The following is a 23,573-nucleotide window of genomic DNA, read 5'->3' as shown; positions in this document are numbered from 1 at the left end:
GCATGGTCCGGACCCGCGACGAGGGTTGTCACTCCGGCACTCCGATCGGCGCCGACCCCTGCGCGGCTTTCTCCGCGCTGAGGATCCAGACCAGGCCGCCGAACGCGCCGACGATGAAGGACACGGCGCCGAACAGCAGCGAGACGTTGACGCCCTCGTTGGCGGCCAGGCCGGCGAAGCCGAACGCCAGGCTCATCGTGGCTTCACGCACGCCCCAGCCGGCGATCGAGATCGGCATCATCGTGATCAGCATCACGGGTGGCACCAGCAGGAACACGTCGCTGAAGCGAACCGGGGCTGCAATCGACTGCACGACGCACCAGGCGATGACGACGGCGAGCACGTGAACGAGCACCGACAGGATTGCGATGATCGGTCCGCGGCTGCGGCTGAAGATCACGCGGTTCGCGATCACGGCACAGGCGTGAATGTGATGCGTGGCCCACCAGGTCTTCAGCCAGCGCCATTTCAGCGCGCCGAAAACCAGGAAGCCGAGGCCGCCGGCGAGCGCCAGGAAATCGATGAGCAGCAGCGCCGAGCGCCCGTGCGGATCGGTGATGAGGGTGTAGCTCCAGGGCAGGCTCGCGACGATCAGAATCGCGAGCGCGATCAAGCCGATCGCGCGGTCGACGAAGATCGAGTAGGTCGCCGCACGCCAGCCGGCACCGGCGCGTGCGACCAGCCAGAGCCGGACCGCGTCGCCGCCGATCGCCGACGGCAGGGTCTGGTTGAAGAAGGAGCCGATCACGTTGTAGCGCATGGCGCGGCCGAGCTCGAGCGGCGCGCCGCAGACGGCGCTGATCTCGCGCCAGCGCAGCACGCCGACGAAGATCTGCAGGAAGGTGACCGTGATCGCGGCGCCGATCCAGAACAGGCTGGTCACGGTGAAGCGCGAAAACAATTCGGACAGATCGACCTTGCGCAGCGCCAGATAGAGCAGCGCCGCGGAAATCAGGATTTTGGCCGTCGACAGCAGGATTCGGCGCATCTCGCCCGCATGAACAGGGTTTGCGAAGATTTGAGGCAACCCGACGCGAGCGCCGAATTCGGCCGCTTTGGTATGGTTTTGGCGCCGATCTTGCAATAGCTCTCGTGGGCTCTCGTGGAGGGGCATTATGGAGCGCATGAGCCGCGGCGGGCCTATTGCGATCACCTTGAGGTGACGGCTAAACAGGATCGGGCTAGGGATCCCCGGGGAACAGGATGACGGATCAGGCGATTTTGGTCACCGGGGCCGCCGGCTTTATCGGCTTTCACGTCGCCCGGCAGCTCCTGGGCGAAGGCCGCACCGTCGTCGGGCTCGACAATCTCAACAGCTATTACGATCCAGCACTGAAGCGGGCGCGCCTGGCGCTGTTGCAGAGCGACCGCCGCTTCTCCTTCGTCGAGGCCGATCTTGCCGACCGCGAGACGATGGCGGCGCTGTTTGCGCAACATCGTTTTACGGAGGTCGTGCATCTCGCGGCGCAGGCCGGCGTGCGCTACTCGATCGAGCAGCCGCACGCCTACGCCGATTCCAATCTGGTGGGCTTTCTCAACATCCTCGAGGGTTGCCGCAACAGCGGTTGTCGTCATCTCGTCTACGCCTCGTCATCCTCCGTTTACGGCGCCAACACAAAATTGCCATTTGCGGTTGCGGACCGCACCGACCATCCCGTGAGCTTCTACGCCGCGACCAAGAAGGCGAACGAGGTGATGGCGCAGTCCTACAGCCATCTCTATCGCCTGCCGGTCACGGGACTGCGCTTCTTTACCATTTACGGGCCATGGGGACGGCCCGACATGGCCATGTTTCTGTTCGTAAACGCCATCATGGCGGGCAAGCCGATCCGGCTGTTTAACCATGGCCGAATGCGTCGCGACTTCACCTATGTTGATGATGTCACACGTGTAGTATCCAAGCTGATCGATCTTGTGCCTGCGGACGATCCGGCTGCCGCAAATGCGCCGTTTAAGCTCTACAATGTCGGCAATCACCATCCGGAGGAACTGATGCACGTCGTCGGTCTTCTGGAGCGGGAGCTGGGCCGGACGGCGATCAAAGAATTGCTGCCGATGCAGCCGGGAGATGTGCTGGAAACGTTCGCGGATGTCGAGGACCTGATGCGCGACACCGGCTTTGCACCGTCAACGCCGATCGAGCATGGGGTCCATAATTTTGTCACCTGGTATCGGGACTACTTCAAGGTTTGAGATGACGATGGACAAACGCATTATCCCCCTGATCATGTGCGGCGGCGCCGGCACGCGGCTGTGGCCGGCTTCGCGCGAGGTGCGGCCAAAACAGTTCCTGCCGCTGTTCGGCACCCGCTCGACCTTCCAGGACACGCTGCTGCGCGTTTCCGATCCCTCCCTGTTCGACCGGCCGATCGTCATCACCAATGCGTCCTATCGCTTCATGGTGCTGGAGCAGCTCGCCGAGATCGGTATCGAGGCCGACGTGATCCTCGAGCCGATGCGTCGCGATTCCGGACCTGCGATCGCGGCCGGCGCGGTGTTCGCGCAGAACCGCGCCAGTGAAGCCATCGTGCTTGCGCTCGCCGCCGACCACGTCGTGCAGGACAATTCCGCTTTCGTTGCCGCCTGCCGCGAGGGCCGTAACGCCGCGAGCACCGGGCGCATCGTCACCTTCGGCGTCAAGCCGGAGCGGCCGGCGACCGAATACGGCTACATCAACCCGGGCGAGGTGATCTCCGGTGAGGTGCATGCGGTCGCGCGCTTCGTCGAGAAGCCGGACGCGGTGAAGGCATCCGACTACGTCAATTCGGGCTATCTCTGGAACAGCGGCAATTTCATGTTCCCGGCGAGCGTGCTGCTCGACGAATATCGCAGGGTCGATGCAGGAAGCGTCGAGGCCGTCACCAACGCGGTCAACAATGCCGGCCGCGATCTCGGCTTCGTCACGCTGGAGCCCGAGGCGTTCGGCGCGGCCAAGGCGATCTCGATCGACTATGCCGTGATGGAGAAGACCTCGCGCGCAGCGGTGGTGCCGGTGTCCTGCGGCTGGTCCGACGTCGGCTCCTGGCACGCGGTGTGGGAGCTCTCCGACAAGGACGCACAAGGCAATGCGTCGCACGGCGCTGCGGTGTTCGAGGATTCCCGCAACTGCAACGTCACCACCGATTCCGCGCTGGTCGCGCTCGAAGGCGTCGACGATCTCGTCGTGGTCGCGACCGCTGATGCGGTTCTGGTCTCGCGCCAGCAGGATGCCAACGGCCTGAAACGTCTCGTCACGAAGCTGAAGGCGGTCGCGCCGAAGGTCACCGAGGAGCATCTCAAGGTGCACCGGCCCTGGGGCAGCTATCAGTCGGTCGACAATGGCGAGCGCCACCAGGTCAAGCGCATCGTGGTGAAGCCGGGCGGGCGGCTGTCGCTGCAGAAGCACCATCATCGCGCCGAGCACTGGATCGTGGTCCGCGGCGCCGCCCGCGTCACCGTCAACGAGGCCGTGAAGACGGTGCACGAGAACGAGTCGATCTACATCCCGATGGGCGCCGTGCACCGGATGGAGAACCCCGGTAAAATCATGCTGGAACTGATCGAGGTCCAGACTGGAAGCTATCTCGGGGAAGACGACATCATCCGGATTGAAGACGACTATCAAAGGTCGTAACCAGCAAACTCCGAATCACGGGACCCGGGCCAAAGAGGCGATATTTTTCGGCTTAAGGCCCGGGGAACGTGTAACTTTTTGAATCAAATCGTGTCCGGGCCGCCAAGGCGGCATTCGCCACAAATGTGGCGTCCGTGCTAGAAGCGCGCCGGGGATTTGCGTTGAATCGGGGTTTGCTCAAATGAGTTCCAAAGGATCTGCACCGGCAAAGGCCGGCTTGCGCGTTGGCGTCATTGGCGCCGGCGTGATGGGCAGCAACCATGCGCGCGTGCTTGCGGGTCTTCCCGGCGTCAGCCTCGTCGGTGTCGTCGATCCTTCGCCGGCACATCGCACACGCGCGACGGAACTTGCCAATTGCGCGAGTTTCGAGACGCTCGACCAGCTCTTCGCCGAAGGCATCGACGCCGTCACCATCGCAGCTCCCACCCACCTGCATCACGAGGTCGCGCTCGCCTGCATCGCCAGGAACATTCATGTTCTGGTCGAGAAGCCGATCGCATCCACGGTGGAGGAGGGCCGCGAGATCGTCGCTGCCGCGCAAAAGGCCGGCGTCACGCTGATGGTCGGCCATGTCGAGCGCTTCAATCCGGCGGTTGCCGCCGTCAAGCAGGCGATCGCTGGCGAAGACATTCTTTCCATCGCGATCACGCGCGTCGGCCCGTTCCCGCCGCGCATGTCCAATGTCGGCGTCGTCATCGACCTCGCCGTGCACGACATTGACCTGATCCGCTGGTTTACCGAATCCGACATCGTCGAGGTGCAGCCGCAATTGTCGAGCGCCGTCGCCGAGCGCGAGGACATCGCGCTGCTGCAGTTCCGCACCGAGAGCGGCGTGCTCGCGCACATCAACACCAACTGGCTGACGCCGTTCAAGGCGCGCAGCGTCACGGTCGCGACCCGCGGCAAATACGTGATGGGCGATCTGCTCACGCGCCAGGTCACCGAGTGCTTCGGCTTCAAGCCCGACGGCAGCTATTCGATGCGGCATCTGCCGGTCGGACATGACGAGCCGCTCCGCGCCGAGCTGATCGCGTTCCTCAAGGCGGTGCGCAACGGCGAGACGCCGGCGGTCACCGGCGACGAAGGTGTCGCCAGCCTCGAGATCGCGACGCAGTGCCTGGAGACGCCGTCGCGGCCCGCGGCCAAATCGCCCGCCCTCAAGGGCCCGCGCCGCGTCGCCGGCTAAACCCGTCATCCATGTCGACCATTCAAGAAGGCGCCAAGAGCCAGGTCATGAACCAGCATCTGCGTTCCGAACCCATTCCCTTCATCGACGTCGGCTCGCAGCGCCGCCGGCTCGGCGCTTCGCTGGATGCCGCGGTCAAGCGCGTTCTCGACCATTGCCAGTTCGTCAATGGCCCTGAAGTCGCCGAGCTCGAGAAGCAGCTCGCGGCCTACAGTGGTGCCAAGCATGTCATCGGCTGCGCCAGCGGCACCGACGCGCTTCTGATGGTGCTGATGGCAAAGAACGTCGGGCCCGGCGATGCCGTGCTGTGTCCGTCCTTCACCTTCATCGCGACCGCGTCGCCGGCCGCACGGATGGGCGCGACCCCTGTCTACGTCGATGTCGACGAGACGACCTTCAACATGAGCCCTGAGTCCCTGAAGCGCGGCATCGCGACCGCTCGCAAGGCGGGCCTGAGGCCGGTTGCGGTCATTCCGGTCGATCTGTTCGGTCAGCCCGCCGATCACGATGCGATCGCCGAGATCGCCAGGGCAGAAGGCCTGTTCGTGATCGACGACGCCGCGCAAGGGTTCGGTGCAAGCTACAAGGGCCGCAAGCTCGGCACCTTCGGGCTCGCCACCACGACCAGCTTCTTCCCGGCAAAGCCGCTCGGCTGCTTCGGCGACGGCGGCGCGATCTTCACCGATGACGACGAACTCGCGGCCACCTTGCGCAGCATCCGCGTGCACGGGCAGGGCGTCGACAAATACGACAACGTCCGCCTCGGCCTGACCGGCCGGCTCGACACCATGCAGGCCGCGATTCTGATCGAGAAGCTGAAGATTTTCGACGACGAGATCGCAGCCCGCAACAAGGTCGCGGAGCGCTACGCGCGTGGGCTGTCCAACGTGGTCACCGTGCCGCGTCTCAGCCCGGGCAATACCTCGGTCTGGGCGCAATACACCATCCGCCTGCCTGAGGGCACCGACCGCGACGGCTTCGCTGCCGCGCTAAAAGCCCAGGGCGTGCCGACCGCGATCTATTACGGCAAGTCGATGCATCAGCAGACCGCCTACAAGCAATATCCGGTGGCCGGGGGCGGCCTGCCCGGTTGCGAAAGCCTGTCGCAGGATGTCATCAGCCTGCCCATGCACGCCTATTTGACCGAAGCCGACCAGGAGCGGATCATCGCCGCCGTCCGCGGCGCGCTGGGGGGGTGATCTTGCGCTTTTCTTCCCTCTCCCCTTGTGGGAGAGGGTGGCTCGTCGCGAAGCGGCGAGACGGGTGAGGGGTCTCTCTCCGCACTGAATGCAAGGAGAGAAACCCCTCACCCGATTGAGTTTATATCTACTTGCGGCGCTGCCCTCTCCCACAAGGGGAGAGGGCACAGCAATGCGCATCGCAGGCCGAGCGGCCGTCTTTTTTCATCACGTCAAACTTCAAAGCCTTATCGTTAGACTGATTAGTCTCTAAAACAGACACATGCTCGGACGCATCTTCACGGTCGGTGGTTACACGCTGCTCTCGCGGCTGACGGGGTTTGCCCGCGACATCATGCTCGCGGCGATCCTCGGCGCCGGCCCCGTGGCCGATGCCTTTTTCGTCGCGCTGCGGCTGCCCAATCATTTTCGCGCGATCTTCGCCGAGGGCGCCTTCAACGCCGCCTGGGTGCCGGCCTATGCGCATGTCCATGGCGAGAAGGGCGCGGCGGCGGCGCGCCTGTTCGCCGACCGCATTTTCACGCTGCTGTTGGCCTCGCAGGTGGTGCTGCTGATCGTCGCCTGGCTGTTCATGCCGCAGGCCATGAGCATTTTGGCGCCGGGCTTCAGTGACGACGCCGAGCAGCGCAAGCTCGCGATCGAGCTGACCCGGATCACCTTTCCCTATCTGCTGCTGATCACACTGGTGACGCTCTATGGCGGCATGCTCAACGTGATGCAGCGCTTTGCCAGCGCCGCGGCCGCCTCGATCTTCCTGAACGTCTCGATGATGATGACGCTGGCGGTCGCCGTCTGGTTTCCGAGCGCGGGCCACGCCGCAGCCTGGGGCGTCCTGATCTCCGGTTTCCTGCAATATTTCCTGCTCGCCGGCGATCTCGCCCGCCATGGCGGCCTGCCGCGGTTTGCGCCGCTCAAGCTCGACGAAGACGTCCGCGGCTTCTTCAAGGCACTCGGCCCCGCGACGCTGGGCTCGATGGGCACGCAGGTGGCGCTGTTCGCCGATACCATCATCGCGACCTTCCTGCCTGCCGGCGCGCTGTCGGCGCTTTATTATGCCGACCGGCTCAACCAGCTCCCGATCGGCGTGATCGGCATCGCCATCGGCACCGTGCTGCTGCCGGAGATGTCGCGCCGGATCACGGCCAACGACCATGACGGCGCGATGAAGGCGCAGCGCCGCGCCTTCGACTTCACGCTGCTGTTCTCAATCCCGTTCGTCGCGGCCTTCCTCACCGTGCCGGACGAGATCATGCGCGCGCTGTTCGCGCGCGGCGCGTTCTCCAAGGCCGACGCTGTCGCCGCGGGCGGCACGCTCGCGGCCTACGCCATCGGCCTGATCCCCTTCGTGCTGATCCGCAGCGCGGTTGCGACCTTCTATGCGCGCAAGGACACCGCAACGCCGGTTCGCGCGTCGCTGACCGGCATTGCGGTCAATGTCGCGCTGAAGGTCGCCTTGATGGGATCGCTGGCCCAGGTCGGCCTTGCGCTCGCAACCGCCGTCGGTGTCTGGACCAATCTGTTGCTGGTGCTGTTCTTCGCCGTGCGGCGCGGCTTTCTCGTGCTGGACCGCGCCTGGCTGATGTCGCTGGCCAAATTCCTGCTGACCGGCTTGATCCTCGCCGCAGCGTTCTGGCTGATCGCGCACTTCAGCGCTTCAGCTCTCGCCTCGATGCGCTTCCACGACGAGTTGACGCTGGTTCTGCTCGCGATCGGGGGTACAATCGTCTACGCGCTTGCGATCCTCATCCTGTTCGGCCGCAGCTGGCTGGTTTCGCTGGTGCGCGGCTAGGCGTGTGCCGAAAGCCAGCACTCCTAGCCCGCCGTCACCGCGCCGAAGAATCGCTTTGAACGCGGACAACGCCGTGAGCGGATGGACCGTTTGTTGGGCCTCGGAGGCACCAGGGGTCTACAGCGCGTCATGCCCGCCGGGCGGCCTTCATGCGGTTCGCCAATCGTGATACGATCTCGACATTCAGGTGCCGTCCTCAGGCAGCAACGCGATGAGGCAGTGACCATGTCATTTCGCTCTTCCTGGTCCACATCTCGGATCGACCAGTTCGCCACCGGCAATGCCGACCTGCTGATCCTGATCGGCCGCATCCTGCTTGCATGGGTGTTTGTTGGAAGCGCGTATGGAGCACTTGGCAACTTCAGTGGCTCAGTGGGCTATTTTCGCTCGCTCAACCTTCCAGTGCCGCAGCTGTTCACGACGACCACCGTCATCCTGGAAATACTGATATCGGTTGGTTTGATACTCGGCGTTGGTACGCGCTACTGCGCAATTTTGATTTTTCTATTTGTATTGTCGGCTACTGCAATCGCTCATCGTTACTGGGAATATCCCGTCGGTCCGCAACAGATCGGGCAGTACAACAATTTCCTGAAGAACATCTCGATATCAGGAGGCGCTCTGTTGATCCTGGTCACCGGAGGGGGCCGGTTCTCCCTCGATCGGAGGCTGGCAGGCTAGCAGCGTTGTTCGTTTCAGCCGCTTCTTCGGCCTGATAGCCGATAACTTGATTCGAGTGAGCATCGTCGGCCCGGCAGAGTTGCGACAGGTTGCAGCCGCACGATGTGCCGTTTGGTCTGTTCGTCTGACGCCATCAACGCGACGCGCAGCTCTGCCAACTCGGCAGCTGCCAAGCCGTGGCTTGCGCCGTTACTGCGTCACTTCGCCTTGTGCCTGAAAGCAACCTCGAGCAGATGGCTGACGAGATTCGAAAGCGGCTTCAGGCGCTCGCTTATTATCCTGAAGGAAAGCATCAGCCACGTCGCGAGCGCGGCACACCACAACAGGATTTCCAATGTTTCGGGCATGAGGACACCCATTAAAGCATTACTTGAAATCCGAGCAGTGTTGCCGATCTGAACCCACCCGACAAGTCCTCCTAAAAGTGGCAACATGCTGAAACACTCGGAAGAACCGTTGGCTCGCCATGACAATCGCCTAAGCACGGCGTCGGAGTGTACGCCGGGAAGCCGGACCATTCTGCTGCTGGTGCTCTTCTTTGCCGCGCGGCGCGGCTTTCTCGTGCTTGACCGCGCCCGGCTGATGTCGCTCGCCAAATTCCTGCTGACCGGCATCATCCTCGCCGCCGCCTTCTGGCTGATTGCGCGCTTTGGGGGCTCTGCGCTCGGGGCGATGCACTTCCGGGATGAATTGCTGCTGGTCCTGCTCGCCGTCGGAGACACGATCGTCTACGCGCTCGCGATCCTCGTGCTGTTCGGCCGCAAGTGGCTGGTCTCGCTGGTGCGCGGCTAGCTGCGCTTCAAAGAGTTCGTCATGTCTGCTTGACCTGCGAAAAGCGGACCTGCGCCAGGTGATCATAGAGAAGGACGACGATACCTGAGAGTCCGAGCCCGATTGGTCGCACAACCCAAAAAAAGCGGTCGATGAAGAAGAGCCCGACTCGGTGGCTCGGTTCCCAGGATTGGTAAGCCCAGACGCAGCCAACCAAGGCGATGCCCAACGCCGTCAGGCGGAGTGCGGTCTCGCGATCGGGATGACCTCTGCACCAGCGGACGAGGGTGTCGTAAGCCTTCCACTGGGGCCAAAGGAACAAAAGCCAAAGCGCATACTGAATAGCAAACTGCCATTCGTGCTCTGCCAGCACCCGCACTTGCCGATGGAGATGGAAGCTATCGATGGCGAGCCAGGCGGCGTAGTCAGCGACGAATCCGGACGGCCCGTTCAGCGCCAGCGCCAACCAGAAAAAATAATCATAGAGCCATGGGGCGTGTCCTACGGCTCGCCAGTACGGCTCATCTATCAGCACGCCAAATACGCCAACGCTCGAAACGAGCATGGCGTTCAACAAAATGATCTTTCGGATCGACATCAGGACTTGGGAGATAGGCTCGTAGCCGAGCGGGCACTTGGAAGGTTACCAGCACAAATTTGCCCGAGGCAATTGGCTCGTGTATCGCTCGCAATGGGCTCGCCTCCAGGGTGCAACCAACATCCGCACATCCCTTGATTTTGCACGATTGCCGTGGTATTGGCACCTCATGATTAAGTCAGTGCGCAAAGTCACCTTCAACCACATGACCCGCTTCGGCTGGGCCGTGGGAGGAGTCGCGCGCTAGGAATTCGACGACGACATCTTTTCCACCAGGCCCCGCCGGCATCGGACGGGGCCTTTTCATTGGCCACGCTCCCTGCCGGCACAACAGCAGGAGCGTGCGATGCCACCACAACTGACGAACATCTCACCCGAAATTGAGGACGATGCCGCAAGGCGCGGCCTCGACCTCTCCATCGTCTTGAGTCTGCTCAAGCGATACTGGCGTGTGCTTCTGCAGCAGCGCCAGGGCCAGCGAGTCACCTTGCACGACCTGAGCGACAGGGAGCTGATGGATATCGGCTTGACGCGTGGCGAGATCGACTACTTCACGTCTGCAAGGGCTCTCGACAGGCTGAGAGATCGCGCGATCGATCCGTGGGGGCGCGGTGGGATGTAACTTGTCAAGAGGCTTGATGGGCTGCGTCTTCGCGGCCGATCCTTCGAGACGCCCGCTTTTGGCGGGCTCCTCAGGATGAGGTCCTGTTTCGCAGCGCAATCTAGACGCCATGGTGACGGTGCGCGGCGCTTTCACGGCCCGCGGACCATGTGCCTGCCCAAACCCATTTGCCTTGCCAGTTTTTCCACGGCAATATGCCGGCAAAACAACCATGAGAACGGGAAGATAAAATGGCGGCTCCCATCAAGTTCGGCGTTGGCCAAAGCGTGCTGCGCAAGGAGGATGACGCGCTCATCCGCGGCAAGGGCCGCTATACCGACGATTACGCGCCGCAGGCTGCGCTGCGCTGCCTGATGCTGCGCTCGCCGCACGCGCATGCCAAATACACCATCGATGTGAGCCGCGCCCGCGACCTGCCCGGCGTCGCGCTGATCCTGACGGCCGACGACGTCAAGGATCTCGGCAATCTGCCCTGCCTGTTCAACCTCGAGACCGATCCGTTCACCGGCCCGCCATACCCGATCCTGGCCAAGGACGAGGTGCGCCATGTCGGCGATGCCGTCGCCTTCGTCGTCGCCGAGACCATCGACCAGGCCCGCGACGCGATCGAGGCGATCGACGTCAAATGGTCGCCCCTGCCGGCGGTGACCGGCGTCGTCAATGCCGTGAAGAAGGGCGCGCCGCAGGTCTGGCCCGACAAGGCCGGCAACGTGCTGTTCGACGTCTCGATCGGCGACAAGGCCGCGACGGAAGCTGCCTTTGCCAAGGCGCATGCAGTCGCGGAAATCTCGATCGTCAACCCGCGTGTGGTCGCGAGCTTCCTGGAGACGCGTGCGGCCGTTTGCGAGTACGATTCCAAGCGCGACCATCTGACGTTGACGGTCGGCAGCCAGGGCAGCCACCGCCTGCGCGACATCCTGTGCCAGAACGTGCTCAACATCCCGACTGACAAGATGCGGGTGATCTGCCCCGACGTCGGCGGCGGCTTCGGCACGAAGCTGTTTCCGTACCGGGAATACGCCCTGATGGCGGTTGCCGCGCGCAAGCTGAAGAAGGCGGTGAAGTGGGCGGCCGACCGCTCCGAGCATTTCCTGGGCGATGCGCAGGGCCGCGACAACGTCACCACCGCGAAGATGGCGCTGGCCGAGGACGGCAAATTCCTCGCGATGGATTGCGACCTGATGGGCGACATGGGCGCCTATCTGTCGACCTTCGGCCCCTACATTCCCCATGGCGGCGCCGGCATGCTGCCGGGTCTCTACGACATCCAGGCCTTCCACTGCCGGGTGCGCACCATCTTCACGCACAGCGTGCCGGTCGATGCCTATCGCGGCGCCGGGCGGCCTGAAGCTGCCTATGTCATCGAGCGCCTCGTGGACGCCTGCGCACGAAAACTCGACACGACGCCGGACGCCATCCGCCGCAAGAACTTCATCCCGCCGAAGGCGCTGCCGTACAAGACGGCCACGGGCAAGGTCTATGATTCCGGCGATTTCGCCGCGCATCTCAAGCGCGCGATGGAGATCGGGGAATGGAAGGAGTTTGCAAAGCGCGCCAAGGCGGCCAAGAAGGAGGGCCTGATCCGCGGCATCGGCCTTGCGAGCTATGTCGAGATCTGCGGCGTGATGGGTGAGGAGACGGCCAATGTCCGCCTCGATCCGAGTGGCGACGTCACCGTGCTGATCGGCACGCAATCGAGCGGGCAGGGCCATCAGACCGCCTATGCGCAGATCGTCGCCGAGCAATTCGGCCTGCCACCGGAGCGCGTGCATATCCGCCAGGGCGACACCGAGGAGATCGCGACCGGCCTCGGCACCGGCGGCTCGGCCTCGATTCCCACCGGCGGCGTCTGCGTGCAGCGTGCTGCGGGCGATCTCGGCAAGAAGCTGAAGGAGTTCGCCGCGCAAGCGCTGGAAGCGAGCGCGGGCGACCTCGAGATCACCGACGGCATGATCCGAATCGCCGGCACCGACCGCTCGATCTCCTTTGCCGACCTCGCAAAGCGACCCGGCGCCGATCCATCGAAGCTGAACGGCAGCGCGACCTTCGCCAGTGCCGACGGCACCTATCCCAACGGCACGCATCTGGCGGAGGTCGAGATCGATCCGGCCACCGGCATCATCAAGATCGTCAACTACGTGATCGTCGATGATTTCGGCAAGACGCTCAATCCGCTGCTTTTGGCCGGCCAGGTGCATGGCGGCGCCATGCAGGGCATCGGCCAGGCGCTGATGGAGCAGGTGGTCTATGGCGCGGGCGACGGCCAGCTCATTACCGCGACCTTCATGGACTACGCGCTGCCGCGCGCAGCGGATGGGCCAGCCTTCGTGTTCGAGACTGCCAACGTTCCCTGCAAGACCAATCCGCTGGGGGTGAAGGGCGCGGGCGAGGCCGGCGCGATCGGCTCCTGTCCGGCCGTCGTCAATGCCATCGTCGATGCGCTCTGGCGCGAATACAAGATCGACCACATCGACATGCCGGCAACGCCTGAGCGGGTCTGGATCGCCATCAACGAGCACCATCGCCGTCACAGCCTCTAGGCGGCGATTCTTCCGCGGCGGGAATAAACGCTCGCTGCGGGGTTTCTATCCTTGAATGGGCCCATCCTCACCTCTGCGAGCCGGAGACATTTGCAATGAAACGAACGATGATTGTCGCGGGGACCATCCTGCTGGGTGCGGGCGCCGTGATGGCGCAGCAGGAGATCGCCGTTCAGCAGGACAATCTGATGCGCGCGATCGCCAAGAACCAGTATGGCGTGATCCAGAAGATGACCAAGGGCGACATCCCCTTCGACAAGAAAGCTGCCGATCAGGCCATCGCCAGCATCGAGGCCGATGTTGCCAAGATCGCCAAGACCTTCGAGGTCAATCCCAAGCAGGATGTCGTCGACGCGACCTATGGCGCCTCGCAAAAGGTCTGGCAGAACAAGGCCGATTTCGACTCCAAGATCCCGCCTGTGCAGAAGGCGATCGCCGATGTCAAGGGCAAGATCAAGGATGTCGCCAGCCTGAAGGCGGCCTATACCGCAATCAATGACCGCTGCAGCGATTGCCACGAGACGTATCGGGTCAAGCTGAAATAGCGAGGCGCAATTCTCGCTCCATCCGGGCTACGGCGCCGATAAGGAATCGAAAAGGCGGTTGCGAAAGCAGCCGCTTTTTTGCGCCGGCGCGAAGCGCGGCAGGAATTTATGTCCGCAAGGCCTGACGGATCGCTGTGAGAGCAGCTATCTTGGCTGCAGTCGCCGCGGAATTGACGTGAGCTGTTGGAATTGGCGCATCTCGCTCCCGACGGCCTCATCAGGAGTTCCATGGCGCGGCTTCAAGCAGAACAGCGAGACAGGCCATGGCAAAACCGTTTCCGTCGAAGACCCACATCGGCAACCATATGCTGCATCCCGAAACCTTGATGCTGACCTATGGCTATGATCCGCAATTGTCGGAAGGCGCCATCAAGCCGCCGGTCTTCCTGACCTCCACCTTCGTGTTCAGGACCGCCGATGACGGGCAGGACTTTTTCGATTTCGTCGCCGGCCGGCGCGAGCCGCCGGAAGGCATGGGCGCGGGCCTGGTCTATTCGCGCTTCAATCATCCCAACAGCGAGATCGTCGAGGACAGGCTCTCGATCTACGAGCGCACCGAGAGCTGCGCGCTGTTCTCGTCCGGCATGGCGGCGATCGCCACCACGATCCTGGCTTTCGTTCGCCCGGGCGACGTCATCCTGCATTCCCAGCCGCTCTATGGCGGGACGGAAACGCTGCTGACGAACACGCTGGCCCGCCTGTCGATCGGCGCCGTCGGCTTCGCCGATGGGATCGACGAAGCCGCGGTCAAGCAGGCCTCGGAGGAGGCCATGGGCAAGGGTCGCGTTTCGATGATCCTGATCGAAACCCCGGCCAATCCGACCAACGGCCTGGTCGATGTCGCCATGATCCGCCGCATTGCCGATTCCATCGGAAAGGCCCAGGGACACACGCCGATCATCGCCTGCGACAACACGCTGCTCGGCCCGGTGTTTCAGCGGCCGATCGAGCACGGCGCCGACATTTCCCTATACTCGCTCACGAAATATGTCGGCGGTCATTCGGACCTGATCGCGGGCGCCGCGCTCGGCTCGAAGGCGCTGATGAAAGGCATCAAGGCGCTCCGGGGCGCCATCGGGACCCAGCTCGATCCGCATTCCTGCTGGATGATCAATCGCTCGCTCGAGACGCTGAGCCTGCGCATGGAAAAAGCCGATGCCAATGCGCGCCTCGTGGCGGATTATTTGCGCGACCACCCCAAGGTGGCCAAGGTCCACTACCTCGGTCATCACGAGGAGGCCTCGCCGGCCGGGCGTGTGTTCGCGCGGCAATGCCTGGGGGCGGGATCCACCTTCTCGTTCGACATCGTCGGCGGCAAGGATGCTGCCGTCAAATTCCTCAACGCGCTGCAGATCCTCAAGCTGGCGGTGAGTCTCGGCGGCACGGAGTCGCTCGCGAGCCTGCCCGCGACCATGACCCATTCCGGCGTTCCCGCCGACATCCGCCGGAAAATCGGGGTGCTCGATTCCACGATCCGGCTGTCCATCGGCATCGAGAATCCCTCCGACCTGATTGCCGACCTCACGCAGGCGCTGAACGCGGCTTAAAGCATGATCCGGAAAAGTGCGCAGCGGTTTTCCGAAAAGATCATGCTTAAACAACAACCTAAAGCGCGATGACGATTCATCCTGATCGCATCGCGCTTTAAGCGCGGCCGGAATCGAAAAGGCCGGACGCCCCTCCTGCGCCCGGCCTTCACGCAACGAAGCAGCGTCGCGGCTTACTTCGTCACCTGACCGCGGATCTCGCCGCCCGGGTTGGCCGCGGTGTGGATGTTGACGTAGAGCTTGCCGCCGAGCAGATCGGCAGCCTGCGCGTCGGTCAGCGTCGCCTCGCCCTTTACGGGGCTGGCGGTCGCATTCGGGATCGCGAGCGCGACGCCGGCGTTCTTGCCGGCCTCCGCGGGGCCGTGGAAATGGGCGGCGGTAGCAGGGCCGGACAGCCCGGAATAGGTGACCGTCCACGAAAGCTTCTTGCTGGCGGCATCATAGTCCAGATCGGCGGTTCCGGTGGCGCTGCTGGTCGTTGCCGGCACCTCGGACTTGCCGTCGAGCGTTGCTTTCAGCTTTTCGGCGCTGGCCGGAGCTGCAAAAGCAACGGCACCGAGTGCTAAGGCGGCAATGACGGTCTTGTTCATGACATTCTCCCTGCTGAACCCGTTCGGGCTGCCAAACTTTCAACAGCCGGCATTTCAGTTTATTCCCGTTTCCGGCCAAGGCGGGCTAAATTCTTCGTGGCTGGAGCCGCGGCGACATTGGTCTTAGGTTCGCCGTGTCGAGTGAATGGATACCCATGTTGCAACGAACAATTCTCGGGGGGCTGCTCGCCGCGGTCGCCGCCGGCGTCGCCTATTGGTGGCTCAGCGCGCCGGTGGTGGCGGCTGTGGGCAACGCGCCGGCGCATGTGGCAAACCTTGCCAATGGCGAGGCGATGTTCAACGCGGGAGGCTGCGCGTCTTGCCACGCCACTCCGGACCAGCCCGACCGTGTCAAGCTCGGTGGCGGCGTCGCGATCAAGTCGCCGTTCGGAACGTTCTACGCGCCGAACATCTCCCCCGATCCGAACGACGGCATCGGCAAATGGACCGACGCCGACTTCGTCAACGCGGTGATGCACGGGGTTTCGCCAGGCGGGCAGCATTATTTTCCCGCCTTCCCCTATACGTCCTATCAGCACGCAAGGCGCGAGGACGTGCTCGATCTCTTTGCCTATCTGAAGACGCTGCCGCCTGTTGCCGGCAAGGTGCGCGACCACGACGTCGGCTTTCCGTTCAACATCCGCCGCAACATCGGCGTCTGGAAATTCCTGTTTCTGCACGACAAACCGCTCGTTGCCGACGGCACCAAGTCGCCGCAATTCAATCGCGGCGCCTATCTCGTCAATAGTTTTGGCCATTGCGCCGAATGCCACAGCCCGCGCAACGCGCTTGGCGGCATCATCCAGGGCCAGCGCTTTGCCGGCGGGCCCAATCCGGAAGGCGAGGGCTGGGTGCCGAATATCACGCAGAAGCGCCTCGGCGAGTGGAGCGCGAAGGATCTTGCCTACTTCCTCAAGACCGGGGAATTGCCCGACGGCGACAGCGCCGGCGGCGCGATGAAGCGTGTGATCAAGAACACCTCGCAATTGTCCGAGGCGGATATTGCGGCGATGGCGGACTATCTCAAATCGCTGCCGCCGGTCGACGGTCCGCCGCGGCCCAAGCGCAAGGAAGCTGGTTAGCTCAGCTGGCGCCGAACGCCTTGAAGGTGATGATGGTGAGGGTGTCCTGGATGCCCGGCAGCACCTGCACCTTCTCGTTGACGAAATGGCCGATGTCGGTGTCCTTGTCGACGTAGAACTTCACCAGGAGGTCGTATTGGCCGGCCGTGGAGTAGATCTCGGAAGCGATCTCGGCTTCGGCAAGCGCATTGGCGACCGTATAGGACTGGCCGAGCTTGCATTTGATCTGGACGAAAAAAGGAACCATCGCGGGCACTCCGAAAGCGTATCTGGCGGCTAATAGGCCAAACCCGGCACCATTTAGCAAGCGGACTTGCCGGCCACCAGATGTCGGTCCGGCGCCTAGGAGGTCACCACGGCCGCGGCGAATGCGTCTCTGAGCCGCTGGGCAAGCTCGACCTTGCGATAGGGCTTGGTCAGCACGATCGCCTGCGCATGCGCGTGGCCCTGCTCGACCAGGGTCTCCAGCGCGTAGCCCGAGGTGAACAGGACCGGCAGACCGGGGCGAATCCGCCGCGCCTGGTCGGCGAGCTCCCAGCCGCTCATGCCGCCGGGCATCACGATGTCGGTGAACAGCATGTCGATACCGGGCTCGGTGCGCAGCTGCTGCAAGGCCTCCTTGCCGTTGACCGCGGCAACGACGCGATATCCGAGAGCTTCCACCCTGCGAATGGCGGAGGAGCGAACGAACGGATCGTCCTCGGCGATCAGGATCGTCTCGTATCCTCGGGGCGCCGCGTCCTCGCCATCGGAAAGCTCGGCGTGCGATGATCCGATGTCCGCGCGCGGCAAATAGATCCGGACCGTCGTCCCAAGGCCCGGCTCGCTGTAGATCGAGACATGGCCATTGGATTGCTTGGCGAAGCCATAGACCATGCTGAGGCCGAGGCCCGAGCCCTTGCCCACCTCCTTGGTGGTGAAGAACGGCTCGAAGGCGCGCCGGGTGACCTCGGGCATCATGCCTTCGCCGTCGTCGGTGATCGAGATCAACACGTAGCTGCCGGATGCGACTTCGGGGTGAAGGGTGCGATAGTCGTCGTCGAGTGTCGTCAACTCCGTGCTCAGGGTCAGGTGGCCACCGGCCGGCATGGCATCCTGCGCATTGAGCGCAAGGTTGAGCACGGCGGATTCGAGCTGGGCCCGATCCGCGAAGGCCACGATCGTGCCGGGCCTGGAGGCCGTCCTGATCTCGATGTCCTCGCGCAAGGTGCGCTTGAGCAGCTTGAACATGGACTCGAGCAGGCCGCGGCAATCGATCGTCTGGGGCTGCAGCAACTGGCGGCGACTGAATGCGAGCAGGCGCTGCGTCAGCTCGGCACCCCGTTCGCCCGACTGGCAGATGTCCTCGGAAAAGCGGCGCAGGTCGGGCCTCGCCTTGAGCTGCTCGCTCAGGTGCTCGGCGTTGCCGATGATGACGGTGAGCAGGTTGTTGAAGTCGTGGGCGATGCCGCCGGAGAGCTGACCGACCGTCTCCATCTTCTGCGCCTGCTGGAGCTGCTGCTCAGTCAGCTTGCGCGCGGTCAGGTCGTGGACGATGCCGACGAAGATCAATTCGCCGTCCTGCCGGGTCCGGCCGACCGACACGTCCATCGGAAAGGTCGATCCGTCCTTGCGCAGGCCGATGGCCTCGCCGGCGGTCGCGAAATGCCTTGCGTGGCTGTCGGGCGCGGTGCCCGCCTCGGGCATCAGCATCCTGACGTTCCGGCCCATGACCTCGTCGGCAGAGTAGCCGAACAAGCGTTCGCAGGCCGGATTGAACAGCAGAATATGGTCCTGCGCGTCGAGCAGGATGACCCCGTCGACCGCGGTCTCGACGATCGCGGTGAGGCGCGCCACGCTCTCGCGCATGGCGCGCTGGGCGTCGCTGACCTGCTGGAGCAGGAGCGTCGCGTCCCGGCTCTTGATTTCCTCCTCCTCGAGCGCGGCCTGGACCTGCCGCAGCTCGAACGGCGAGGGGATCGTCAGGATCTTCGGCAGCAGCGGCCAGAGCGCGCCCGCCGTGACCACGGATGCCACCGCGGTCGCCGCCTTGACCATGCCCTCGATGCCATAGACCGGGACCCAGAGCGTGTAGATCGACAATACGTGGGTCAGGCCGCACGCCATGATGAAGATCGCGAAGGCCCAATAGACCCAGCCGAACTTGAGGTCGCGCCGCTTGGTGACCAGAATCGCAAGGGCAAACGGAATCGAAAAATAGGCGGCGGCGATGCAGGCGTCGGAAACGACGTGAAGCCAGATCAGCTCAGGCTCCCACAACAGGCAGATGCCGTGCGGCGACAGCATGGACGAGTCGAGGAGACGTTCAAAAAAGGCCCACATCATTCCACCCCAAGATTCCGTTCCAGGCGGCTTGCGGGCCGGGAGCCCGCATCATGGGTGTCGCTGGACAGTTCCACTCTCACCTCGCGCTCCGGCGAAGCAGGTAAGGTTCGAGACTATACCAAGGGTCCGGCGCGGTTGCATTTTCAAGTCCGCACGATTGCGGGGCGTGCCGGCCCGCTGCTTGCCTGATTCGCAGGGAATACACGGCGTCGCGAATCACTGTCGAACACGGCTCGGCGCGCTTGCCGGTGTTCCACGGCCGCGCTAGGACAGGCCATGGCGGTGTCCTTATCCAGCAAAGGTGCCCGGCGATGACGACCCCGGTCGCACTCACCATCGCCGGCTCCGATTCGAGCGGCGGCGCCGGCATCCAGGCCGACCTGAAGACCTTTGCCGCGCTCGGCGTCTATGGTGCCTCCGCCATCACGGCGCTGACGGCGCAGAACACGCGCGGTGTCACCGGCATTCACCCAGTCCCGGCGGAATTCGTCACCGCGCAGATCGATGCGGTGTTCTCCGATCTCGACATTGGTGCGGTGAAGATCGGCATGGTGGCTGAGGTCGCCGGCATCGATGCGGTCGCGGCCGCGCTGTCACGCTGGTCGCCGCGGCATGTCGTGCTCGATCCCGTGATGGTGGCAACCTCCGGCGACCGCCTGCTGGCATCCGAGGCCGTCGACGCGCTCCGCACAAAACTGATATCGCTGGCGTCGGTGATCACGCCCAATCTGCCGGAAGCCGCGGCTCTGCTCGACGAGCCGGTCGCGGCAAGCGAGGCCGAGATCGAAAGCCAGGGGCGTCGTCTGCTGGCGCTCGGCTGCCGTGCGGTCCTGATCAAGGGCGGACACGGCGAGGGCGCCGAGAGCACCGACTATCTCGTCACGTCCGAAAGCACGATCGCGCTTGCGGCGCCGCGTGTTGCCACACGCAACACCCATGGCACCGGCTGCTCGCTGTCCTCGGCTGTCGCGGCTGGACTGGCCAAGGGCGAAGATCTGGAGCTCGCCGTGCGCAACGCCAAGTCCTGGATCAGCGCGGCCATCGCAGCCGCCGACCGCTTCAGCGTCGGGCACGGCCACGGCCCGGTCCATCATTTCCACAGGTTCTACTGAGGCGGGCCGTCCGCGGAAGCGCGGCCATCGATCCGTTGAGCGCTGGCTTCATCGTCCCCAATGCCTTGTGGCGACATCGAGCAAGCGCCTCTCCTTCGAGACGACCGCTTCGCGGCCTCCTCAGGATGAGGCTGAACTGCGTCGGTCCGCTTTGAATTTGCAGCCGCGCACTCCGCCCTCATCCTGAGGGCCCGCCAACGGCGGGCGTCTCGAAGGATGTGTTGCGGGGGAGATGGCCTCAGGGAAGAGTAGGGTCCCGGCGCCTCCTGCGGCGCCATGTCGCCTGATTGTCGCATGCGGCTGATATTCGCAGGCAGGCGAGGCAAGGCGTGATTCGTATCTGAGGGTGCCTCAAAAGTTCAATTGGTCATCCCCCTGTCACGGGACATTGTTACAGGCTGGCGCATGGGAAGTTACGATGTGAGTGACGAGAGCCCGGAGCGGCGCTTTCGCACGTTGTTCATCTCCGACGTTCATCTCGGAGCCCGCGGTTCTCAAGCCGATCTTCTGCTCGACTTCCTGCGCTACCATGATGCCGACACGATCTATCTCGTCGGCGACATCGTCGACGGCTGGGCGCTGAAATCGAGCTGGAACTGGCCGCAATCCCACAACGACCTCGTGCAGAAGCTGCTGCGCAAGGCACGCAAGGGCGCCAAGGTCGTCTACATCCCCGGCAATCACGACGAGTTCCTGCGCAACTATTACGGCACGCATTTCGGCGGCATCGACGTCGTCGAGAACACGGTCCACACCGGCGTGGACGGCAAGCGTTATCTCGTCATCCATGGCGACATCTTCGACCTCGTGGTGCAAAACGCGCGCTGGCTCGCCCATCTCGGCGACAAGGCCTACGACTTCGCGATCCAGATGAATCGCTTCGTCAACTTCTTCCGCCGCTTGTTCAAGGTGCCCTATTGGTCGCTGTCGCAATGGGCCAAGCAGAAGGTCAAGAACGCCGTCAATTACATCGGCGCGTTCGAGCAGGCGCTCGCCGCCGAGGCGCGGCGCCACGACGCCGACGGCGTGATCTGCGGCCACATCCATTACGCCGTGATCCGCGACGAGGGCGGCATTCGCTACATGAATTGCGGCGACTGGGTCGAGAGCTGCACGGCGCTGGTCGAGCACGACGACGGTCATTTCGAGATCATCACCTGGGCGGATCATTTGCAGAAGCCGGCAGCCGTCCCGCAGGTTGCAGCCAGAGCTGCATAACAGAGGCCGCCTGATGCGCATCCTGGTCGCGACCGACGCCTGGCACCCGCAAGTCAACGGTGTGGTTCGGACGCTGACCAAGCTCGCCGACGCCGGCAAAAGCCTCGGCGTCGAATTCACGTTCCTGCCGCCGCAATCCTTCCGCACCTTTGCAATGCCGAGCTATCGCGATGTGCGGCTGGCGATGCCCCGTCCCGCACGAATCGCCAAGCTGATCGAGGAGGCGCGCCCCGACAGCATCCACATTGCGACCGAAGGGCCGATCGGCCTGATGGTCCGCCGCTATTGCCGCCAGCGCAAGCTGCCGTTCACGACCAGCTTCCACACCCGCTTTCCCGAATATGTCCGTGCCCGCGTGCCGGTGCCGGGCTCGCTGATCTGGCGGGCACTGCGCCGCTTCCACGCGCCCAGCCGCGCCGTGATGGCGGCAACGCCTGCGCTCGCCCGCGAGCTGACCGAGCGTGGTTTCGACAATGTCGTGCTGTGGCCGCGCGGCGTCGACACCCATCTGTTCCACCCCCGCGCCATCGACCTTTGCCTGCCGGGACCGGTGTTCCTATCGGTCGGCCGCGTCGCGGTGGAGAAAAATCTCGAGGCCTTCCTCGATCTCGAGCTGCCCGGGACCAAGGTCATCGTTGGTGACGGCCCCGCGCGCGCCTCGCTCGAAGAGGCCTATCCCGACGCGATCTTCCTCGGCGAGAAGCACGGCGAGGAACTGGCGGATATCTATGCGGCCGCCGACGTCTTCGTGTTTCCGAGCAAGACCGACACGTTCGGCCTGGTGCTGCTGGAAGCGCTCGCGAGCGGCCTGCCGGTGGCCGCTTTCCCGGTGAAGGGTCCTCGCGACGTCATCGGCGATGCCCCGGTCGGCGCACTCGATCACGACCTGCGCAGCGCCTGCTTCGCGGCGCTGGACATCTCCCGGCAGGACTGCGTCGCGTTCGCCGCCAATTACACCTGGGAAGCCTCGGCGAGGGCCTTTGTGGCCAGCATTGAGGCGGTCGGCGCGGTGCTGCCTGGCCGGAACGCCGCGGAACAGCCGCGCTTCGTCGCCTGAAGAGAAAAATCCTCGCGCGGAGGTGTCTTGCCCGCGCTGCGGTGGCCGCGATAAGATCTGACATGACCGAACAGCTCCTCCCGATCGGCCCTGCCGATATCGACGCCGCAGCGCGCGTGATCGCGCCCTACGCCATCCGCACCCCGCTGTTGTCCTTTCCCGTGCTCAACGAGCGCGTCGGCGCCAAGGTCTTCCTGAAGCCGGAGATGCTCCAGCGCACCGGCTCGTTCAAGTTCCGCGGCGCCTTCAACAAGGTGTTCTCGATCCCGCAGGACAAGCGCGCCGGCGGTGTCGTCGCGTTCTCCTCCGGCAACCACGCCCAGGGCGTGGCGGCGGCGGCAAAGATTCTCGACATGCAGGCGACCATCGTGATGCCGGCGGATGCGCCGCTGTCGAAGCGCGAGCGCACCAAATCCTACGGCGCCGAGGTCGTGCTCTATGATCGCGACAAGGACGACCGTGAGGCGATCTCGCGCGGCATCGCCGAGAAGCGCGGCGCGACGCTGGTCAGGCCTTACGACGATCCGTTCGTGATCGCAGGGCAGGGCACTGCCGGCCGCGAGATCGCGGAGGACATGGCAACGCTCGGTCTCAGCCCCGACATCGTGGTGGCGCCGGCGTCCGGCGGCGGCCTGATCGCGGGCGTCGCAACCGCCGTGAAGGCGCGCTATCCGCTAGCCGAAATCGTGGTGGCCGAGCCCGAGGCGTTCGACGATCACGGCATTTCGCTGAGCGCAGGCCATCGCGAGCCGCATCCGCCGGCGGGCCGCACCATCTGCGATGCGCTGATGGCCCTGATCCCCGGCGAGATGACCTTCGCGATCAATAGCAAGCTGCTGGCGCGCGGCGTCACCGCCTCGGACAAGGAAGTCGGCGCCGCCGTTGCCTTCGCCTATCGCGAGCTGAAGCTCGTGGTCGAGCCGGGCGGCGCGGTGGGGCTCGCAGCGCTGCTTGCGGGCCGGCTCGACGTTGCCGGCAAGAACGTCGTGATCGTGCTCTCCGGCGGCAATGTCGATGCGGATTTGTTTGCGGAGTTGGTCGCCTAGCCGCCATTCCGGGGCTCGCGAAGCAAGAACCCGGAATCCACTTCTCCGCCGT

22 protein-coding genes are annotated in these 23,573 nt (G+C 64.0%); 16 read left to right on the top strand and 6 right to left on the bottom strand.

All coding sequences use genetic code 11. The features are described from left to right. Window positions 1-28 precede the first annotated feature (28 nt). Window positions 29-988, bottom strand: coding sequence for a lysylphosphatidylglycerol synthase transmembrane domain-containing protein (locus tag XI03_RS37025; protein WP_028143323.1), 960 nt, complete (start codon window positions 986-988; stop codon window positions 29-31). 215 nt (window positions 989-1,203) lie between these two features. Here XI03_RS37025 and XI03_RS37020 point away from each other — a divergent pair, with 215 nt between their 5' ends. The 6 genes from XI03_RS37020 (at window position 1,204) to XI03_RS36995 (ending at window position 8,468) form a co-directional block, all read left to right on the top strand. Beyond that, window positions 1,204-2,193 (top strand): NAD-dependent epimerase, encoded by a 990-nt coding sequence (locus XI03_RS37020; RefSeq protein WP_271594885.1) that lies wholly within the window; start codon window positions 1,204-1,206, stop codon window positions 2,191-2,193. 7 nt (window positions 2,194-2,200) lie between these two features. Continuing rightward, window positions 2,201-3,613, top strand: coding sequence for a mannose-1-phosphate guanylyltransferase/mannose-6-phosphate isomerase (locus XI03_RS37015; protein ID WP_271594884.1), 1,413 nt, complete (start codon window positions 2,201-2,203; stop codon window positions 3,611-3,613). A gap of 181 nt (window positions 3,614-3,794) precedes the next feature. Continuing rightward, window positions 3,795-4,799, top strand: a complete 1,005-nt coding sequence (locus tag XI03_RS37010; RefSeq protein WP_271594883.1) for a Gfo/Idh/MocA family protein — start codon at window positions 3,795-3,797, stop codon at window positions 4,797-4,799. Between the two features lie 11 nt (window positions 4,800-4,810). Next, window positions 4,811-5,998 carry a DegT/DnrJ/EryC1/StrS family aminotransferase gene (locus XI03_RS37005; RefSeq protein ID WP_028143319.1) on the top strand — a complete coding sequence of 396 codons (1,188 nt, stop codon included), beginning with the start codon at window positions 4,811-4,813 and terminating at the stop codon, window positions 5,996-5,998. 262 nt (window positions 5,999-6,260) lie between these two features. Next, window positions 6,261-7,787, top strand: a complete 1,527-nt coding sequence (murJ, locus tag XI03_RS37000) for a murein biosynthesis integral membrane protein MurJ (protein WP_271594882.1) — start codon at window positions 6,261-6,263, stop codon at window positions 7,785-7,787. Between the two features lie 225 nt (window positions 7,788-8,012). Continuing rightward, entirely contained in the window at window positions 8,013-8,468 is a 456-nt protein-coding gene (locus XI03_RS36995) for a DoxX family protein (protein ID WP_271594995.1), read from the top strand. A 197-nt stretch (window positions 8,469-8,665) separates the two neighbouring features. On the opposite strand, the gene XI03_RS36990 is transcribed toward XI03_RS36995, so the two are convergent. Then, window positions 8,666-8,815 carry a hypothetical protein gene (locus tag XI03_RS36990; protein ID WP_177237325.1) on the bottom strand — a complete coding sequence of 50 codons (150 nt, stop codon included), beginning with the start codon at window positions 8,813-8,815 and terminating at the stop codon, window positions 8,666-8,668. Between the two features lie 109 nt (window positions 8,816-8,924). Here XI03_RS36990 and XI03_RS36985 point away from each other — a divergent pair, with 109 nt between their 5' ends. After that, window positions 8,925-9,260: a hypothetical protein gene (locus XI03_RS36985; RefSeq protein WP_271594881.1), complete on the top strand. Its 336-nt coding sequence runs from the start codon at window positions 8,925-8,927 to the stop codon at window positions 9,258-9,260. Window positions 9,261-9,279: 19 nt separating this feature from the next. Here the strand turns inward: XI03_RS36985 and XI03_RS36980 are convergent, their stop codons facing one another. Continuing rightward, window positions 9,280-9,837, bottom strand: coding sequence for a hypothetical protein (locus XI03_RS36980; protein WP_271594880.1), 558 nt, complete (start codon window positions 9,835-9,837; stop codon window positions 9,280-9,282). A gap of 346 nt (window positions 9,838-10,183) precedes the next feature. Between XI03_RS36980 and XI03_RS36975 the strand changes: the two genes are divergently transcribed. From XI03_RS36975 to XI03_RS36960, 4 genes are all read left to right on the top strand, one after another. Continuing rightward, window positions 10,184-10,459: a DUF1127 domain-containing protein gene (locus tag XI03_RS36975; RefSeq protein WP_271594879.1), complete on the top strand. Its 276-nt coding sequence runs from the start codon at window positions 10,184-10,186 to the stop codon at window positions 10,457-10,459. Window positions 10,460-10,689: 230 nt separating this feature from the next. After that, entirely contained in the window at window positions 10,690-12,999 is a 2,310-nt protein-coding gene (locus XI03_RS36970) for a xanthine dehydrogenase family protein molybdopterin-binding subunit (protein WP_271594878.1), read from the top strand. A gap of 95 nt (window positions 13,000-13,094) precedes the next feature. Then, window positions 13,095-13,544, top strand: a complete 450-nt coding sequence (locus XI03_RS36965; RefSeq protein WP_028143313.1) for a cytochrome c — start codon at window positions 13,095-13,097, stop codon at window positions 13,542-13,544. A 263-nt stretch (window positions 13,545-13,807) separates the two neighbouring features. Further along, complete coding sequence (locus XI03_RS36960) at window positions 13,808-15,091, top strand: cystathionine gamma-synthase family protein (protein ID WP_038971715.1); 1,284 nt, start codon at window positions 13,808-13,810, stop codon at window positions 15,089-15,091. A 173-nt stretch (window positions 15,092-15,264) separates the two neighbouring features. Here the strand turns inward: XI03_RS36960 and XI03_RS36955 are convergent, their stop codons facing one another. Then, window positions 15,265-15,681, bottom strand: coding sequence for a CHRD domain-containing protein (locus XI03_RS36955; protein ID WP_038949057.1), 417 nt, complete (start codon window positions 15,679-15,681; stop codon window positions 15,265-15,267). Between the two features lie 155 nt (window positions 15,682-15,836). On the opposite strand from XI03_RS36955, the gene XI03_RS36950 reads away from it, so the two are divergent. Next, a complete protein-coding gene (locus XI03_RS36950) occupies window positions 15,837-16,763 on the top strand; it encodes a cytochrome c (protein ID WP_271594877.1) in 927 nt (308 codons plus the stop codon). Window position 16,764: 1 nt separating this feature from the next. Here the strand turns inward: XI03_RS36950 and XI03_RS36945 are convergent, their stop codons facing one another. Beyond that, complete coding sequence (locus XI03_RS36945; RefSeq protein ID WP_018317369.1) at window positions 16,765-17,010, bottom strand: Lrp/AsnC ligand binding domain-containing protein; 246 nt, start codon at window positions 17,008-17,010, stop codon at window positions 16,765-16,767. Window positions 17,011-17,105: 95 nt separating this feature from the next. Then, window positions 17,106-19,049 carry a PAS domain S-box protein gene (locus XI03_RS36940; protein WP_271594876.1) on the bottom strand — a complete coding sequence of 648 codons (1,944 nt, stop codon included), beginning with the start codon at window positions 19,047-19,049 and terminating at the stop codon, window positions 17,106-17,108. Window positions 19,050-19,399: 350 nt separating this feature from the next. Between XI03_RS36940 and thiD the strand changes: the two genes are divergently transcribed. From thiD to XI03_RS36920, 4 genes are all read left to right on the top strand, one after another. Next, window positions 19,400-20,200, top strand: a complete 801-nt coding sequence (thiD, locus tag XI03_RS36935) for a bifunctional hydroxymethylpyrimidine kinase/phosphomethylpyrimidine kinase (protein WP_271594875.1) — start codon at window positions 19,400-19,402, stop codon at window positions 20,198-20,200. Window positions 20,201-20,605: 405 nt separating this feature from the next. Then, window positions 20,606-21,418 (top strand): UDP-2,3-diacylglucosamine diphosphatase, encoded by an 813-nt coding sequence (locus tag XI03_RS36930; RefSeq protein WP_028143308.1) that lies wholly within the window; start codon window positions 20,606-20,608, stop codon window positions 21,416-21,418. A gap of 13 nt (window positions 21,419-21,431) precedes the next feature. Then, window positions 21,432-22,475, top strand: coding sequence for a glycosyltransferase family 4 protein (locus XI03_RS36925; RefSeq protein ID WP_271594874.1), 1,044 nt, complete (start codon window positions 21,432-21,434; stop codon window positions 22,473-22,475). Between the two features lie 62 nt (window positions 22,476-22,537). Then, the gene (locus XI03_RS36920) at window positions 22,538-23,521 is read left to right on the top strand and encodes a threonine/serine dehydratase (protein WP_028143306.1); all 984 of its coding nucleotides are present in this window, start codon (window positions 22,538-22,540) and stop codon (window positions 23,519-23,521) included. Window positions 23,522-23,573 lie beyond the last annotated feature (52 nt).

Source organism: Bradyrhizobium sp. CCBAU 65884, from assembly GCF_028128835.1.
Taxonomy (GTDB): domain Bacteria; phylum Pseudomonadota; class Alphaproteobacteria; order Rhizobiales; family Xanthobacteraceae; genus Bradyrhizobium; species Bradyrhizobium ottawaense.
Note: the sequence above shows the minus strand (reverse complement) of the source record. Positions and strands in the feature narration are given on the sequence as shown.

What these genes read in the sequence shown, in the direction of transcription:
- thiD (WP_271594875.1), top strand. Translation starts at nt 19,400, where the DNA reads ATGACGACCCCGGTCGCACTCACCATCGCCGGCTCCGATTCGAGCGGC.
- XI03_RS37025 (WP_028143323.1), bottom strand. Translation starts at nt 988, where the DNA reads ATGCGCCGAATCCTGCTGTCGACGGCCAAAATCCTGATTTCCGCGGCG.
- XI03_RS36955 (WP_038949057.1), bottom strand. Translation starts at nt 15,681, where the DNA reads ATGAACAAGACCGTCATTGCCGCCTTAGCACTCGGTGCCGTTGCTTTT.
- XI03_RS37005 (WP_028143319.1), top strand. Translation starts at nt 4,811, where the DNA reads ATGTCGACCATTCAAGAAGGCGCCAAGAGCCAGGTCATGAACCAGCAT.
- XI03_RS36960 (WP_038971715.1), top strand. Translation starts at nt 13,808, where the DNA reads ATGGCAAAACCGTTTCCGTCGAAGACCCACATCGGCAACCATATGCTG.
- XI03_RS37020 (WP_271594885.1), top strand. Translation starts at nt 1,204, where the DNA reads ATGACGGATCAGGCGATTTTGGTCACCGGGGCCGCCGGCTTTATCGGC.
- XI03_RS36940 (WP_271594876.1), bottom strand. Translation starts at nt 19,049, where the DNA reads ATGCTGTCGCCGCACGGCATCTGCCTGTTGTGGGAGCCTGAGCTGATC.
- XI03_RS36925 (WP_271594874.1), top strand. Translation starts at nt 21,432, where the DNA reads ATGCGCATCCTGGTCGCGACCGACGCCTGGCACCCGCAAGTCAACGGT.
- XI03_RS36965 (WP_028143313.1), top strand. Translation starts at nt 13,095, where the DNA reads ATGAAACGAACGATGATTGTCGCGGGGACCATCCTGCTGGGTGCGGGC.
- murJ (WP_271594882.1), top strand. Translation starts at nt 6,261, where the DNA reads ATGCTCGGACGCATCTTCACGGTCGGTGGTTACACGCTGCTCTCGCGG.
- XI03_RS36990 (WP_177237325.1), bottom strand. Translation starts at nt 8,815, where the DNA reads ATGCCCGAAACATTGGAAATCCTGTTGTGGTGTGCCGCGCTCGCGACG.
- XI03_RS36920 (WP_028143306.1), top strand. Translation starts at nt 22,538, where the DNA reads ATGACCGAACAGCTCCTCCCGATCGGCCCTGCCGATATCGACGCCGCA.
- XI03_RS36945 (WP_018317369.1), bottom strand. Translation starts at nt 17,010, where the DNA reads ATGGTTCCTTTTTTCGTCCAGATCAAATGCAAGCTCGGCCAGTCCTAT.
- XI03_RS36980 (WP_271594880.1), bottom strand. Translation starts at nt 9,837, where the DNA reads ATGTCGATCCGAAAGATCATTTTGTTGAACGCCATGCTCGTTTCGAGC.
- XI03_RS36975 (WP_271594879.1), top strand. Translation starts at nt 10,184, where the DNA reads ATGCCACCACAACTGACGAACATCTCACCCGAAATTGAGGACGATGCC.
- XI03_RS37015 (WP_271594884.1), top strand. Translation starts at nt 2,201, where the DNA reads ATGGACAAACGCATTATCCCCCTGATCATGTGCGGCGGCGCCGGCACG.
- XI03_RS37010 (WP_271594883.1), top strand. Translation starts at nt 3,795, where the DNA reads ATGAGTTCCAAAGGATCTGCACCGGCAAAGGCCGGCTTGCGCGTTGGC.
- XI03_RS36970 (WP_271594878.1), top strand. Translation starts at nt 10,690, where the DNA reads ATGGCGGCTCCCATCAAGTTCGGCGTTGGCCAAAGCGTGCTGCGCAAG.
- XI03_RS36950 (WP_271594877.1), top strand. Translation starts at nt 15,837, where the DNA reads ATGTTGCAACGAACAATTCTCGGGGGGCTGCTCGCCGCGGTCGCCGCC.
- XI03_RS36930 (WP_028143308.1), top strand. Translation starts at nt 20,606, where the DNA reads ATGGGAAGTTACGATGTGAGTGACGAGAGCCCGGAGCGGCGCTTTCGC.
- XI03_RS36995 (WP_271594995.1), top strand. Translation starts at nt 8,013, where the DNA reads ATGTCATTTCGCTCTTCCTGGTCCACATCTCGGATCGACCAGTTCGCC.